The 15,755-nt window shown below is 57.4% G+C and carries 13 protein-coding genes; 7 read left to right on the top strand and 6 right to left on the bottom strand.

Going from position 1 to position 15,755, the window contains the following annotated elements; genetic code table 11:
* Positions 1-5: 5 nt before the first annotated feature.
* Together DI396_RS08970 and regB are read right to left on the bottom strand one after the other, a co-directional pair.
* Positions 6-1,568: a PAS-domain containing protein gene (locus tag DI396_RS08970; RefSeq protein ID WP_110795878.1), complete on the bottom strand. Its 1,563-nt coding sequence runs from the start codon at positions 1,566-1,568 to the stop codon at positions 6-8.
* Between the two features lie 74 nt (positions 1,569-1,642).
* Entirely contained in the window at positions 1,643-3,022 is a 1,380-nt protein-coding gene (gene regB, locus DI396_RS08965; protein ID WP_110795877.1) for a sensor histidine kinase RegB, read from the bottom strand.
* A gap of 93 nt (positions 3,023-3,115) precedes the next feature.
* Between regB and DI396_RS08960 the strand changes: the two genes are divergently transcribed.
* Together DI396_RS08960 and DI396_RS08955 are read left to right on the top strand one after the other, a co-directional pair.
* Positions 3,116-3,748 (top strand): SCO family protein, encoded by a 633-nt coding sequence (locus DI396_RS08960; RefSeq protein WP_110795876.1) that lies wholly within the window; start codon positions 3,116-3,118, stop codon positions 3,746-3,748.
* 86 nt (positions 3,749-3,834) lie between these two features.
* Positions 3,835-4,386: an ActR/PrrA/RegA family redox response regulator transcription factor gene (locus DI396_RS08955; RefSeq protein ID WP_110795875.1), complete on the top strand. Its 552-nt coding sequence runs from the start codon at positions 3,835-3,837 to the stop codon at positions 4,384-4,386.
* 48 nt (positions 4,387-4,434) lie between these two features.
* Here DI396_RS08955 and DI396_RS08950 read toward each other — a convergent pair whose 3' ends face one another.
* The 4 genes from DI396_RS08950 to DI396_RS08935 form a co-directional block, all read right to left on the bottom strand.
* Entirely contained in the window at positions 4,435-6,408 is a 1,974-nt protein-coding gene (locus DI396_RS08950) for an acetoacetate--CoA ligase (RefSeq protein WP_110795874.1), read from the bottom strand.
* The gene (locus DI396_RS08945) at positions 6,405-7,634 is read right to left on the bottom strand and encodes a serine hydrolase domain-containing protein (RefSeq protein WP_235851801.1); all 1,230 of its coding nucleotides are present in this window, start codon (positions 7,632-7,634) and stop codon (positions 6,405-6,407) included. The genes DI396_RS08950 and DI396_RS08945 overlap by 4 nt, the downstream gene beginning before the upstream one ends.
* Positions 7,635-7,728: 94 nt before the next feature.
* Positions 7,729-8,322 carry an HD domain-containing protein gene (locus tag DI396_RS08940; RefSeq protein WP_110795873.1) on the bottom strand — a complete coding sequence of 198 codons (594 nt, stop codon included), beginning with the start codon at positions 8,320-8,322 and terminating at the stop codon, positions 7,729-7,731.
* Between the two features lie 103 nt (positions 8,323-8,425).
* Positions 8,426-9,055 (bottom strand): VPLPA-CTERM sorting domain-containing protein, encoded by a 630-nt coding sequence (locus DI396_RS08935; protein ID WP_162617193.1) that lies wholly within the window; start codon positions 9,053-9,055, stop codon positions 8,426-8,428.
* 417 nt (positions 9,056-9,472) lie between these two features.
* On the opposite strand from DI396_RS08935, the gene ahcY reads away from it, so the two are divergent.
* From ahcY to DI396_RS08910, 5 genes are all read left to right on the top strand, one after another.
* Entirely contained in the window at positions 9,473-10,864 is a 1,392-nt protein-coding gene (ahcY, locus tag DI396_RS08930; RefSeq protein WP_110796037.1) for an adenosylhomocysteinase, read from the top strand.
* Positions 10,865-10,951: 87 nt separating this feature from the next.
* A complete protein-coding gene (locus tag DI396_RS08925) occupies positions 10,952-11,665 on the top strand; it encodes an extensin-like domain-containing protein (RefSeq protein WP_110796036.1) in 714 nt (237 codons plus the stop codon).
* A 129-nt stretch (positions 11,666-11,794) separates the two neighbouring features.
* Positions 11,795-12,136: a DUF2853 family protein gene (locus tag DI396_RS08920; RefSeq protein WP_110795871.1), complete on the top strand. Its 342-nt coding sequence runs from the start codon at positions 11,795-11,797 to the stop codon at positions 12,134-12,136.
* 646 nt (positions 12,137-12,782) lie between these two features.
* The gene (locus tag DI396_RS08915; RefSeq protein WP_110795870.1) at positions 12,783-14,861 is read left to right on the top strand and encodes a 4Fe-4S binding protein; all 2,079 of its coding nucleotides are present in this window, start codon (positions 12,783-12,785) and stop codon (positions 14,859-14,861) included.
* Positions 14,858-15,754: an FAD:protein FMN transferase gene (locus DI396_RS08910; protein ID WP_110795869.1), complete on the top strand. Its 897-nt coding sequence runs from the start codon at positions 14,858-14,860 to the stop codon at positions 15,752-15,754. The genes DI396_RS08915 and DI396_RS08910 overlap by 4 nt, the downstream gene beginning before the upstream one ends.
* Position 15,755: the final 1 nt, after the last annotated feature.

Here is a 15,755-nt window from a genome sequence, read left to right as displayed (position 1 = left end):
GCGCATTAGCTTTCGGCGGTTTCAATATCGGTGGGAGCCGCAAGGCGCGCATTGCCGTCCATCTCAAAGCAGACAAAGGTCGACCCTCCAACCAGCGGTTCAAACCGGCACGTCAAATCCGTGCCATCGACAGTTTTTTCGGTGACGGTCCATGCACTGCGTTCGCCAAAGGCCGTCATGAAGCGCCGGGCGCGCGGCCATGCGGTTGCGGAGGGACATTTTTCATTCCAATGGCCAACCGCATCGCTGATGGTCATTTCGGCAAAACTATTGTCCGGATCAATACCCCACAGCTTGCGGTAGGCGCTGTTGCACAGGACGAGAACGCCCGTGGGCGAGAACACCGCGACGGCTTCGCTGATTTTATCTACAACTGTTTGCCCGAACTCCAGTTGCGACCGGAAACGGCGGGTCAGGGTAACTTCGGCGCTAATGTCTTCAAACAAGAATGCCACGGCCCCATCGGGATGGGGTCGCCCGGTTACACGGTAGGTCTGACCTGCGGGTAGGGTCCATGTTTCGTGATAGCGCCCATCGGTCGCCGCCGCGACAAGATCTGCAATTTGTTCGCGCCAGGTCGAGTAATTCTTTGGCTCCGGCATCATGTGCTTGTCGCGCAGCCGGTCAAAAAACGACAATAGATTGGGCCGCGCGCTGAGGAAATCGGCGGGCAGAGACGTCAGGTCGATCAAAGCGGGGTTGAACAGCGCCAATTGCCGGTTGCGGTCAAAAATCGCAAGGCCGATGGAAAGCTGCGCAAAGGTTTTGGTCAGGGTCTGAACAAAATTGCGTTGCGCGATCTCGGCATTGACCACCGCGTTCACATCAATCGCATAGTTCATCCAGATATCATCAAAGCGCGACGAACTGATATCAAACCAGAAAATTTCGTCGGAGACCTCGGATCTGAGCGAATTGCGCAGCCGCAGCCGCCGCCGGTTTTCGTCTAAATCGAGATCGAACAACGGGTCTGCCTTCATCGGGTCTTTGTCACCGGAGGTGACGCGGGCAAACAACGTGCGATAGGCATCATTGTACCACAAGAGCGTGCCTTGATCGTTGGTTTGCCAGATCGGATAGGGGGCACCTTGGGCGGCTTGGCGCAGGGTTTGCAATTCCTGCTCCAACAGGTCCAACCGGTGTTCCGGCTCGCTGCCGAGCGCCTCGACCAATGTCATACGCAATCGGTTGCCTTTGCGGGCCAAGGTGATTTCGCCCAAATCGGCAGGTTCGTCGGCATGCACGTTCATGGTGATGCCGGTTTGCACCAAACGCCAATCCTCGGGCAGGGTCGGAAAGCGTGCGAGCAGATGCTCACGGACACCGGCCCAATCGGTCGGTGGGGTGGGCTTGCTGTTGAGCATCAATTCGGCGGGCAAAGACGCCTCGTAGAGGGCATCGCCGTCAAATACGAAATGCACCTGACGCCCGTCCTGGCTATCGGGGGCCGGCACCTCGCGATCACGTCGGCGCGGTTCGGCGACAGAAACGATCCACAATGCGGCAATCGCCACCGAAAGGGCAATTAAGATCAGGCCAGCATATTCAAGATAGATCGGGTCGAGCATTGGAATATCCTATTGGGTCCCCCCATCACAACAGAACGAATTGGTTAATTCCAGATTAATTGGTGACGAAATAGTTAAACTTCGATACGTTCATTTGGCCCAAGCGGCACCGCATTTGCCCCGTCGCGCGCATCAATCACATGGCGTGGCCATGTCACCTCGACTACGGCGCCCGAGGGTCTTGGCGGCACTTTCGGGTCACGGCTGTTATCCAAGCCATTGGCAAAGGTGAGTTCCCCGCCGGAGCGTTCAAGCAGGGTTTTGGCGATAAAAAGGCCCAGTCCCATGCCCTCATATCCCGGTCGTTGATCCCGTAGCCCTGTGCTGCGCCGTATGAAGGGATCGCCAATTCTTCCAAGCACATGCGCAGGATATCCGTGACCATCGTCCATGATCCGGATGCCAACCCGGCCCTCGTCCCACGTGGCCTCGATCCAGACATTCGCGCGGGCGAAATCGACAGCATTTTGGATCAGATTGCGCAGCCCGTGAATAATCTCGGGACGGCGCAGGATAGCGGGCTGGGGTGCGGTGCCACCTTCGGTGATCATCACGGTTTTGCCGCGGTTTTGATGCGGTTCGGCGGCCTCTTCGATAACAGCCATCAAGGGGGCCTGACGCAGGTGCAGGTCATCCTTGCCGGCGCGGCCCATGGAGTGCAAAATATCGCGGCAGCGGTCGGCCTGGGCGCGGATCAGACGCGCATCCTCTTGCATTTCGGGGAAATCATCCAAATCCTCGATCAATTCGGCACTGGTTAACTTGATCGTCGCCAAAGGTGTTCCCAGTTCATGCGCCGCCGCCGCCACGACACCGCCCAGATCTGTCAATTTCTGCTCGCGCGACAAGGCCATTTGCGTCGCGGACAAAGCATCCGACATGGCGTGCATTTCCGTCACGATCCACCGCGAATAGATCCCCATAAACACTGTTGCGATGCTGATTGCAGCCCATGTGCCGAAGACAAACACAACGGGGATGTGCAATACAAACCCCTGATCGGTGCGCAGAGGTAGATGATATTGCGACAGCAGCGTGACAATCAAAATGGCCGTCACCCCGACCAGAATCGAAGAGCGTAGGGTCAAGGCCGCCGCCGCGACCGTCACCGGCCCAACGATCAGGATGGAGAACGGATTGTGCAGCCCGCCAGTGAGATACAAAAGCAATCCCAGTTGCAGCAAATCGAACATCACCATCGCAAGGTTTTGCACCTCGGTCAGCCGTTTGCTTTCGGGGAAGATGAACATTGCAACCACATTGGCGATTACCGAAACCCCGACCACCAGATAACAAAGCCCGAATTCCAGATTCAGCCCATATAGGTGTTTGGCTGCGATCAGGGCGGCCAATTGTCCGATAATCGCCCCCCACCGTAGCGCAATTAGGGTCCGTAGCCGGATCCAGTTGCCGCGTTGGTTCGTCACATAGAGTGTGGGTTGGGTGTCTGACATGTATGTGGCGCTCGTATCGCGTTGCAAGATTGGCCTCGCATGTTAGATAACGGGCGACGCGCTGCAAGCGCCAAGCTGAGGAAAGTGGCTGAAATGACTCGTATTTATGCTTTGATTGCGGCGGCTGTGATGGTGACCGTCTTGGCCGTCTTCTGGATCTTGGGGTTCGGAAAAACCACAATGAATGATGATGACATCTTTGCCGCCTGCAGCGCCTCTGCGACCGGGGCGGAGATTGGCGGCCCGTTTGAACTGATCGACGAAACCGGAAACACCGTGACCGACACCGATGTGATCAATCAACCCAGCCTGCTGTATTTTGGCTATACGTTTTGCCCCGATGTCTGCCCGCTCGACAACGCCCGAAATGCCGAAGCCATCGAAATTCTCGAAGAACGCGGCACAATTGTGCAACCGGTGTTCATTTCGATCGACCCGAAACGTGACACGCCGGAGGTGCTGCGCGACTTCACAGACAATCTGCATCCGCGGATGCTTGGCCTGACCGGAACGGCTGAACAGGTTGCCGCCGCCAGCCGCGCTTATCGCACCTATTACAAGGCGCATGAACCCGAAGACGGCGACGAAGAATTCTACCTCGTGGATCATTCGACCCAAAGCTATCTTGTCCTGCCGGGGCATGGATTTGTCGAATTTTTCAAACGCGGCGATACGCCGGAGGTTATGGCCGACCGCATCCAATGCTTTGTCGAGGCAGCGAAATAAGCCATTTGCCTCGGCGCGTCGACGTTTGACGCCTCGCGCAATGCTATATAGAACCGATCTAATATTTGCGCGCGAGGGGAGCAGGCATGGCAGAGGAATTGGCACAGATCGGCGAAGATAAGACGCTTTTGCTGCTCGACGACGACGAGCCGTTTTTGCGCCGTTTGGCCAAGGCCATGGAAAAGCGCGGCTTTCAGGTTGAAACCGCTCTGTCCGTCGCCGCCGGTAAGGCGATTGCAACGGCCCGCCCGCCCGCCTATGCGGTCTGTGACCTGCGGCTTGGCGATGGTAATGGGCTTGATGTGGTTGAAGTCCTGCGCGAAAAACGCCCCGATTGCCGCGTGGTTGTCTTGACCGGATATGGTGCGATTGCCACCGCCGTGGCGGCGGTCAAAATCGGCGCTACGGATTACCTGTCCAAACCCGCCGATGCCACCGATATTACCAATGCGTTGCTGGCCACGGGCGATGAATTGCCGCCGCCGCCGGAAAACCCGATGAGCGCCGACCGCGTGCGTTGGGAGCATATCCAACGGGTCTACGAGCTTTGTGATCGCAACGTGTCGGAAACCGCGCGGCGGCTCAATATGCACCGCCGGACCTTGCAACGTATTTTGGCGAAACGCTCACCGCGTTAGGCGTTGGGATGCGGGAAAACAGTCTCTGTTTCGCCGCATCTTCGATTTTTACGTCGATGCCGCGTGTTTTTCCGCATAGGCAATATAGGCATCAAAACATGCGGGATTGGCCATGGAGTCGCGGTTCACGACCGTCGCCGGATCGCCCCCCAAAAGCAGCTTCTTCACCGGCACTTCCAGCTTTTTACCTGATATCGTCCGCGGCACCTCTGCCATCACCACAACCTCGTCCGGCACAAAACGGGCTGACACGTTTTCGCGCACGGCGGCTTTGATCTTGGCCTCGATGTCGGGGCCCATCGTCACATCATTCGCGAGCACAATGAACAGCGGCATAAAGCTTTCGCGCCCCAGAAATTCCAGATCGACAACCAGAGAATCCGCGATTTCCGGCAAGGCTTCGACCGCGCGATAAATCTCGGAGGACCCAAGCCGCAATCCGCGCCGGTTGATGGTCGCATCCGAGCGGCCATAGATGATCGAGCCGCCCTCAGGCGTGATTTCAATCCAATCGCCGTGCCGCCAAACACCGGGGTAGGTATCAAAATAGCTTTCGTGAAAACGGCTTCCGTCTTCGTCGCCCCAAAAATAAAGCGGCATCGCGGGCAGGGGTGCGGTGCAAACCAATTCCCCGACCTCGCCGATCACTTCATTCCCGGCCTCGTCAAAGGCCCGCACGGCATTGCCCAAAACACGCGCCTGCATTTCGCCCGCGCGCACCGGCAATTCGGGGTGCCCTGCCACAAATGCGCTGGCAAGATCGGTGCCGCCAGAGATCGGCGCAAGCCAGACATCCGGTTTTACATCCGCGTAAATCCACTCATAGGCCTCTGCCGACAAAGGCGATCCGGTCGAGCCCAAAGACCTCAGAGCCGACAGGTTCACCGCAGTGCGCGGGGTGATTCCTGCCTTTTGGCAGCCCATATAGAAGGCCGCGCCGGCGCCAAAGAAGGTCAGCTTTTCGGTGTCGGCAATTCGCCACAGTTCCATCAAATCGGGATGGTTTGGTGCGCCGTCATGGCATACGACCGTCCCCCCGAGAGCAAGCGCCGTCCATTGGGAATTCCACATGATCCAACCCGAAGAGGTCAGCCACAAGAACCGGTCATCCGGTCCCAAATCCATGTGGAGGCTTTGCGCACAGGCGATAAGCAATACACCGCCATGGGAATGCACGATAGGTTTCGGGTTGCCCGTGGTGCCCGAGGAATAGACCACCCAGATCGGATGCGAAAACGGCACCGGATCAATCACAAGAGGGGCTTTGCGCTGCACCAGGGTCGCATAATCCAAAGCGCCCTCAGGCAAATCGTCAGCAACGGGAATGTACACCCGCGCCACAAGGCTGGGCAGGGCCGCCGCGATTTGCTCGACAACGTCGCGCCGGTCGTGGCTTTTTCCGGCGTGGGTATATCCGTCTTGAGCGATGAGCACCTTTGGCTCGATTTGCCGGAACCGGTCCAAAATCGCCACATGGCCCATGTCCGGCGAACATAAAGACCAAATCGCACCAACGCTGGCGGCGGCGAGAAAGCTGACCAATGCGGGGGAGGTATTGGGCAGGATGGCCACCACGCGGTCACCCATCTCCACACCCATCTCGCGCAGATGCGAGGCCAAGGAAGCCACTTGATCGCGCAGCTCGGCCCATGTCAATTCGGTCCGCCCGAAGGTCTCCGAATGGCTGATCAGCGCCGGCTTGTCCGGATATGTTTCGGCGTGGCGCAACACCTGCGCGGCATAGTTCAGCTGGGCACCGGGAAACCAATCGGCCCCCTCCATTTTGCGCTCTGGCAGTACCGCTTGCCATGGTGCATCGAATTGCAGATCGAAAAATTCGATGATCGCGGGCCAGAACGTGTCGATGTCATCGACGCTCCATTCCCAAAGCGCCTTGTGATCTTCAAAGGACAGCCCGCGTTTTTCCGCCAAAAATCGTGTGAATTGCGCCATCGTCGAAGCCTGCGCCCGCTCTGCGCTGGGCGTCCAGAGGATCGGGCGGTCTTGCGCCGGCCCGCTCATGCGACCAATGCCCCATGTACGATGGCTTTCATTTCGGCGCGGCTGGGATAGCTGCTTGAAGGGGTGAGCTGTGTGAAGAACACTGCCGTGAGATCAAGCACCGGATCAATCCAAAAGAAGGTCGACGCCATGCCGCCCCAGCTGAAATCTCCGACACTGCCCGGCACGCCGACCCGGCCCGGATCCAACACCACCGAACCGCCAAGCCCAAAGCCGGTGCCGCGCATCGGCTGCTCTGCAAAGCTAGATGGCCCCATCGCGGCAATGTCGCCATCCAGATGATTGCGCATCATGAATTTCAATGTATTCGGCGAGAGCAAGCGCCCTCCATCCGCCATACCGCCACGGCGCAGCATCTCGACAAACTTCATGTAATCGTCAAGCGTGCTGATCAATCCGCCGCCACCGGAATAGAGCGTGGGTTCAAGGAAGATCGATTTTTCCGGCCGGTCCACGCAGCGCAACGTGTCAGAATCCCCTTTGGCGGCGTTCAATTCCATCGGATTGCCGGACAAAGGCGTGTAAAGCGCGGCAAAACGGTCGCGGCAGGTGGCCGGCACATGGAAATCGGTTTCCTCCATCCCGAGGGGGGCGAAAATCTCTTCGCGGAAAAATGTCCGCAGGTCTTTGCCCGAGACCACTTCGACGATCCGGCCCAGCACGTCGATGGACACCGAATACTCCCACTTGGTTCCGGGTTTGAACGCCAAGGGCAGGGCGGCGAGCCGTTTGGTGGTTTCCTCAAGCACCGCGTCATCGGCACGAAAGATGATCCCCTGTGCCTCCATTTCGCGCGGCAAGACGCCAGGGTTGAACGGATAGCTCAACCCGCTGGTATGGGTCAAAAGCTGTTGCAAGTTTGGCGTGGCACAGGGTTCGGTATCGTCAATCGACGTGGCACCGGGTTTGAGCGCACGCATTTGTGCAAATTCCGGCAGGAAATCGGAGACCGGCGCATCAAGATGGAACAATCCGCGTTCCGCAAGCATCATGATAGCCACGGAAGTGATCGGTTTGGTCATCGAATAGATCCGCGCCGCTGTGTCGCGCTCGAACGGCAGCGCCTTTTCAATGTCGCGCATCCCGCAGGCGTGGTGATAAACTTCCTCACCGTGACGGTGCAGCAAGACCGATGATCCGGGATATTTCCGTTCGTCGACATAGCGCTCCATCCATGTGCCAAGGCGGTCGAGGCGGGCGGTGTCAAATCCGTGCAGTGGTGTCATCCTACTTCTCCCTATCGTTGTGCCCAGCATGTTGCAGCAGGGCAGGTGAGACAAGAGGGCAGAGGGATGAATTGTGGCGTGAACGGAATGAAAACTACGGCATTGCGCCGAGCAGTTCCGCATGGCGGGAGACGAAGTCTTGCCGCGCTTCGACGGGCGGGCGCAGGCGGATCGAAAGACCCTGGGTCAAGGCAGGATCCGGCGCGCCAAAGATCTTATCGGCTTCTGCTTTGGAAAAACCGGCGATTTCGACCGCCTCCATCCACGCAGAAATCCGGTCGGCTTTCTTGATTTGTCGCTTCACGGCAACTGGGATTTTCGCAGGCAGGCCAAAGCGGATGTGGATCGCGGCGGTAAGCCGGTCATCCAGCACGCCATATCCGTCGCCCACGGCAGCTTTGACCGGCGAAATCATGTCGCCGATCACATATTCCGGCGCATCGTGCAACAGCGCGGCCAATTGCCATTTCACCGGTGCCGTGGGGGTCATCCGCCGATAAAGGATTTCGACCAAAAGCGAATGCTCTGCTACGGAATAGGCGAAATCGCCGTGGGTTTGCCCGTTCCATCGCGCCACAAAGGCAAGCCCATGGGCAATGTCTTCGATTTCGATATCCATCGGGGTCGGGTCTAGCAGGTCGAGCCGACGCCCCGATAGCATTCGTTGCCAGGCGCGTGTTTGTTTCATGCCCCCTAGAGACCGCAAATCCGCGCATAAGAAAAGGGGCGATCCGAAGATAGCCCCTCAAAATTATTATGCGGTGTGCCGGACGATTTGACCGGCGCAAGCCTTACGACTTGCGGCGACGCAGCGCGGCAAAACCACCAAAGCCAACGAGCAGCAAGGGCAGGGTTGCTGGCAGCGGCACAGGCGACATTTCGACCGAAAGATCAAAACCACCGAAACCGTCTTCCGTGGGGACCTCGCCGGTCAGCGCAAATGCAAGCTCGGTGGTCAAGACTTCGCCGAAAAACACGGTGATGACGTCAATCACGCCAGCCGAAGGCGCGGAGGTGTAAAAACCGGTGTGGACAATTTGCAGGCCATCCGAGATCGAACCATAGATGCCGCCTGCCGAAATGAATGACAGGGCGTCCATAACTTCAGCAACAGAAGTCGCACCAACGGTGAAGGTGTCCGAAATCGCAAGCGGCCCGCTCGCATCATCAGGGTAGAGCGTCAGGCCGAAGGTCAAAGCGTAGTTTTTAACTACGGACGGATCGGTCACGTAATAGGCCGCCGCACCCGAGCCGGTCAGCGTCAGGGCAGGAACATCGGCATCATATACGAAATCGCCGGACATGGTGAAATCAGCATCTACAGTCGCAGCTGTAGCTGCGCCGGGCGAAACGGCGCCTAGAGCGCCGAGGGCAAGGCCAACGCCAAGAGCGTAGGACTTCAGGTTAGAAAAAACGGACATAATTAATGTCTCCTTAGAACTTTGGCAGCGCGAAACGCAAAAAACGATGGTCACACGTCTGTTTGACATGACTTGCTGTGTCAGCACAAACAAAACAGGGTGGAAATGTGACATTAACTTCACTTGGGCGCCAATCTTCTGCCACAATTCCTATTGTTTCCAAAATTTTGGTTAACATTCCGTTAAAATTACAATTCAGCACAAATAGGGCGTAGGGGTGATTCGCCCGTGCCAATGGTATCTGCAGGCGATATCTTGTTGCCGCAGTGTCCGCCACGCGCTGGCGGGTTCTATGAGGTTGACTTCATCTTCAACCCCGTACGCAGATGCAGATAATGGCGCGTCGTGGGCGGTTTGATTTGTGAAAACCTGCCGAGTTTGGTAGGTCCGCGCATGAGACATCTGGAGAAACCGCTCGTGACCAATGATTATATTGTAAAAGATATCAGCCTCGCCGCTTTTGGCCGCAAAGAGCTGGATATTGCTGAAACCGAAATGCCCGGCCTGATGGCCCTGCGCGCCGAATATGGCGAAAGCCAGCCGCTCAAAGGCTCGCGCATCGTTGGCTCGCTTCACATGACGATCCAAACCGCCGTTTTGATTGAAACGCTGGTTGCGCTGGGCGCGGATGTCCGTTGGGCTTCGTGTAACATTTTTTCGACCCAAGACCACGCCGCCGCTGCAATTGCTGATGGTGGCACGCCGGTGTTTGCCATCAAAGGCCAAACATTGACCGAGCATTGGGATTACCTCGACCGGTCGTTCCAATTCCCCGAGGGGGCCAACCTGATCCTCGACGATGGCGGCGATGCGACGCTATATGTTTTGCTTGGCGCGCGGGTCGAAGCGGGCGAAACCGGATTGATCGAAGTGCCGACCTCGGAAGAGGAAGAGGCGATTTTCGCCCAGATCAAAAAGCGCATGGCCGAAAGCCCCGGTTGGTTCACCAAAACCCGTGACGCCATCAAAGGTGTTTCGGAGGAAACCACCACCGGTGTGCACCGCCTTTATGATCTTCATAAAAAAGGCCAATTGCCTTTCCCTGCGATCAACGTGAACGATTCTGTCACCAAGTCGAAATTCGACAATAAATACGGCTGTAAAGAGAGCCTCGTGGACGGTATCCGCCGTGCCACCGATACAATGATGGCCGGTAAGGTCTCTGTCGTGTGCGGTTATGGCGATGTGGGCAAAGGTTGTGCCGCGTCTCTGAGCGGTGCAGGTGCCCGAGTCAAAGTCACCGAGGTCGATCCGATTTGTGCGTTGCAAGCGGCAATGGACGGGTTTGAGGTGGTTTTGCTCGAAGATGTGGTCGATAGCGCCGACATCTTCATCACCACCACCGGTAACAAAGACGTTATTCGCATCGAACACATGCGTGCGATGAAGGATATGGCAATCGTCGGCAACATCGGCCACTTCGATAATGAAATTCAGGTGGCCAGCCTGAAGAACCACAAATGGACCAACATCAAAGAACAAGTGGATATGATCGAAATGCCCTCCGGCAATCGCATCATTCTGCTGTCCGAAGGACGTTTGCTTAATCTCGGGAATGCCACGGGGCACCCGTCCTTTGTGATGTCTGCCTCCTTCACCAATCAGGTTCTGGCGCAGATGGAGCTCTGGCTGCGTGGTGACGAATATGACAACCAAGTCTATATTCTGCCCAAGCACCTCGATGAAAAAGTCGCACGTCTTCACTTGGACCGCATTGGCGTGAAGCTCAGCAAATTGGATGCTGAACAGGCGGCCTATATTGGCGTGACCCCCGAAGGGCCCTTTAAACCCGAGCACTACCGGTACTAAATACGTCCTATGGGCGACCACAATCATGATACTGACCGCCCGAGCCCGTCTCGGGCGGTTTTGTTTTTGCGCAGGCTGGCGCGCGTCATGCTGGCCATGGGGCGCATCGCGGCGACATTGGCGGTGTTTGGCGGTGTGGTTTGGGGTGGATATCAGGCGCTGCATCATCCGCGCACGCCTTTGCGCGCCGAATGGAATCCGGTCAAACCCCTGCGGGTTGCCGACTCCGTCACGGCGTTGACCAAATGGAAACTTGCCCGTGCGTTGGGCGATCCCGGGCTTTGCTTGACTGCATTGAAGGGGGCCGCCATCGCAACGCCCCTACCGGATCTCGTGCAAAGTGACATTTGTCATATTCGCGGCCGCGTGCGCCTGACTTCCGTCGGGGCGGCGGTGATGGCTCCGGTGGAAACCCGATGCGCCATCGCCCTGCGCATGGCGATGTGGGAGCGCCACGCATTGCAACCTGCCGCAACGGCATACATCGGCAGTCCGCTAATTCGCATCCGGCATTACGCCAGCTACAATTGCCGCCGGATCCGTAAGCCATCGGGACATGCACTGCGCATGAGCACCCACGCTACCGCCGATGCGATCGACGTGGCGGGATTTGACTTTGAAGGTGGTAAGCGATTGACCTTAAAACAGGATTGGAACGGGGCGGCGGCAGAGGCGGCATTCTTGCACGCGGCGCAAGACGGCGCATGCCGGTGGTTCAACACCGTGCTTGGCCCCGGCTACAACGCATTGCACGCAGATCATTTTCATATGCAAAACACCGGCTGGAACAGTTGCCGTTAGGCCGTATTCGGCCAACGGACCAAAATTTTCTTTTGTATCGGCCCAATTAGCCGCTAGGCTTTGCTTGAGCGTCCCTTACCGGGCGTCGTGGAGTAATGGCCCGACGGGCCGAATGGTGGGAGAAAACCAATGGGAAAACGTGACGATCTGATTGCGAAATACGCGGATGATTTGAAGAACAAATGTGGCATGACGCCGGACATGGACCTTTTGACCAAGGTGACGATCGGGTGCGGTCCGGCGATTTATAACGACGATGCCTCGACTGTCGCGGGCAGTGACAAATCCGAGTTGGAAACCGTGAAAAACAACTTCCTCGTCAAGAAACTCAGCCTCAAAGACAGCCCCGATCTTATGGATGCAATCGACAGCGTGATAGAAACCTATGGAAGATCCGAGCGCAGTAAATACCGCGCCGTGGTCTATTATATGTTGACCAAACATTTCGGCAAAGAATCCGTCTACGGCTAAATCCCTGATATTAAATGAGAACGCCCGTTTCCTTAAGCGGGCGTTTCTTTATTGGGGCGCATTGTGCCTATTTGCGATTTTGAGATTGGCCAAGGATAAGCTACACATAAGTAATCCGAGTCAGGACGGCCGGACCCAAAATTCGAATTCGCGTGTGGTGTGTAGGGAGCACGTGGGGTGACGAAGGGTCTTGGCATTTGGCTAAGGCCCTTCGTTTTTTGTCGCGCAGGCATTCCTTACCTCTCACTCAGAATGGCATCGCTGACGGAAATGGCATTGCTGCTGTCCATCCGGCTCAACGCCAATATCAATGCGAACCCCAGCATGAAGAAGGCTGCGCCAAGCTCCAACCGGCGACCAACCCGGCGCTCGGGACATCAATACCCATTGTTGCAACGATGTGCCGCCTCATGCCGCCGCCACTCAGGTTTTCGATAGGACCACCTTCCTCCGCATTTTCGTGCCAAACCCCGCCAAACCGGCCCATAATTCCGCTCGGATGCCCCGCGCGATACCCTTGAGGGGCCAATGAGCTCCTGCGGTCTGGCTGTGCGCGCGGCTATGTCTAGCCGATGCGGTATATGTTGCGTCTTCTCAGACCTATGTCGCATATCCACCGCCCGCGCCGCGCGCCAATCTGCGGTCTATGAGGGTGGTTCTATCAATTCTAATTTTCTGGCTGGTGCTGCTGTCTGCGCCGCTGCGGGCGGAGGTTCTGGATCGCGCGGCGATTGAACCCTACGTGCTGCCGCCCTACTCCTTGGGTGAATTGGTCAATGACAACGGCGTTTATCAATTGCTCAACTCCGGCGGGGCCGAGGCGGGATTTGTCTTTCAAACCGAACCGCTTGCACCGCTTCCGGGGTTTTCCGGCGCTCCGATCAACCTGTTGGTAATTCTCGACGCTGAAGGCAAATTTATCGACGTGCAGCTTTTGGATCATAACGAGCCAATCTTCGTCTCCGGATTGGGCCAAGCGCCGTTTCATAAATTTGTCGAACAATATCGCGGCCATGCGATCAGCACGCCTTTGGTTGTCGGCACCCCCTATGGCGGTGGGGATGCGGGCGGGGCTTTGGTGTATCTTGACGGTGTGACCAAAGCCACGGCGAGCGTGCGCATTGCCCATGAAAGCATTCTTGCCGCGACCCTCGCCGTCGCCCGTGAAAAAATGCAAGGCGTGAACATCGGCCCGCCCGCATATCCCGATCCCGACATAAAAGAGGATCTCACATGGGCAGATTTGCTTGATCAAGGCCTTGTTGGTCGTCTCACAGTTTCGAACGCCGATGTTGAAACACTCTTTGCAGGCACGCTTTGGGAGGGGGATGATCCCGAGGCGTTAAGCGATCCGGGCGGGCAATATCTCGACCTATATGTGGTTGATCTGGGACCGCACTCCATTGCCAATGCCGTTCTTTCCGAGGAGACCTTGGCCGAACTTGCAGGGTTTCAAGCCGTGACCCCCAATGCCGCACCGCTCTTGTTGATTGATGCGGGGCGTCACGGGTTGGTGTCGGACGATTTCGTGCGCAATACCGCGCCCGACCGGATATCCGCGACGCAAGATGGGTTGCCGATCGCACTACGGGATGCCGATCTATATATCACCCTGCACGCGGATATGCCCGAGGATTTACAAGACGCGGCGATGATCATCTTGCGATCGGATCGGCGGCTCGGGTTTGATCCATCGCGTCCCTGGACGCTTACCCTTCAGGCGGCGCGGGCGCATGGGATGTTTCAACCGCAGATCGGCAGTCAGAATCTTCCGCTCGAACTGCAAACGGATGCGCGGTTTTACAAAAAGGACATCGTGCCGCGCGCTGTGCCGCCATGGGTAGAGGCCTTGCGCGGGCGCAGCACTGATTTGATCCTGCTGGCGGTGGGTTTGATGGTGCTGGGCATTGGGATGGCATTCGGCATGAAGCGTCTCGCCGCCCACCCCAGATATGGCGCCATCCGCTTGGGCGTTCTGGCTGTGATGCTTGGTTTCGTCGGCTGGCACGGGCAGGGACAGCTCAGCATCGTTACGGTGCTGGCGACGATGCGCACATTATGGGAGGGCGGCAGTTTTGCCTATCTGCTCTATGATCCGTTTTCCTTGATGATCTGGGCCGTGGTGATCGTCAGCTTTGTGCTGTGGGGCCGTGGGTTTTTCTGCGGTTGGCTGTGCCCGTTTGGCGCGCTGCAGGAGTTCGCCGACCGGCTTGGTCGTGTGCTGCGCCTGCCTAAATTCGAACCCTCGGTGAAATGGGATGCACGGCTTAAATCCGTCAAATATGTCGTACTTGCCGCGATGATCGGAACCGTGTTCTACAATCCCGCCAGCGTCGATAAAGTCGCCGAGGTCGAGCCGTTTAAAACCGCGATCACCGTCTATTTCGTCCGCGAATGGTACTATGTCGCCTATGCGGCGTTCTGGTTGTTGCTCGGCATGGTGACGTTCAAAGGGTTCTGCCGGTATGTTTGTCCGCTTGGGGCGGTGATGGCCATCGGCGGGCTTTTGCGCGGACGCAAATGGATCGAGCGCCGCGCCGAATGCGGATCACCCTGCCAATTGTGTAAGGTTAAATGCCAATACGGCGCAATCAAACAAAGCGGCGCGATTGATTACTCGGAGTGTTTTCAATGCCTTGATTGCGTGACCATCCATGATGATCCGGCGCAATGCGTGCCATTGATCCTTAAGGCACGCAAAGACAAACGGGAGATCGCCGCATGAGGCTGAACCGGCGCAGATTTTTGTCGATCACTGCGGCTGCGACGGCGCTGGGCACGGTTGGCCACACGCGGGGCGCGCCCGCATCCTGGCGTGGGCGTGCCTTGGGTGCCGAGGCCGAAGTGACGCTCTATGGCATGGAGGGCGGGGCGTTGCGCGACATTCCGAACCTTTTGGCAGACATCGAGAAGTTGTTCAGTCTCCACGATGATACATCGACACTCGCTCGGCTCAATACTGCCAAAACCGTGCATCATGCCCCAGAGGACTTCACCGATTTGATCAGCCTATGCCACGAGATGCATGGCGTCACATCGGGACATTTTGATCCCACGGTGCAACCGCTTTGGTTGGCTTTGGCGGCGGGTACCGATACGCATGCCGCCCGCGCCGCGATAGGCATGCACAGGGTGCACCGTCGCGCGGCCTCCGTTTCGATTGGCGACGATCAAGCATTGACCCTTAACGGTATTGCGCAGGGATACGCCACGGATCGGGTCACCGAACATCTGCGGGCTGCGGGCGCGGCGCAGGTTCTGATCAACATAGGCGAGTTTCGCAGCCTCGGCGGCCCGTTCCGTTTGGGTCTGTCCGATCCGGTCTTGGGTCTGCATGGTTGGCGCAGCCTGAACGGCGCGGCTTTGGCCACGTCTAGCCCCGCTGTAATGAACATTGGGCCAGAACAGAGCCACATTTTGGATCCGTTTGGTCTGTCGCCTGCGCGTTGGTCTTCTGTCACGGTCGAGGCCGCGACCGCCGCCGTGGCGGATGCGCTTTCAACCGCGATGTGTCATATGACAGTGGATGAAATCGACGCCACCTTGGCGCGCCGCCCAGATGTCGCGCGCGCCATTCTTGTCAGCCACGCCGGCGAAGTTGCGCAAAGGCAGGCTTAGG

The organism is Litorivita pollutaquae (assembly GCF_003205515.1).
Taxonomy (GTDB): domain Bacteria; phylum Pseudomonadota; class Alphaproteobacteria; order Rhodobacterales; family Rhodobacteraceae; genus Litorivita; species Litorivita pollutaquae.
Note: the sequence above shows the minus strand (reverse complement) of the source record. Positions and strands in the feature narration are given on the sequence as shown.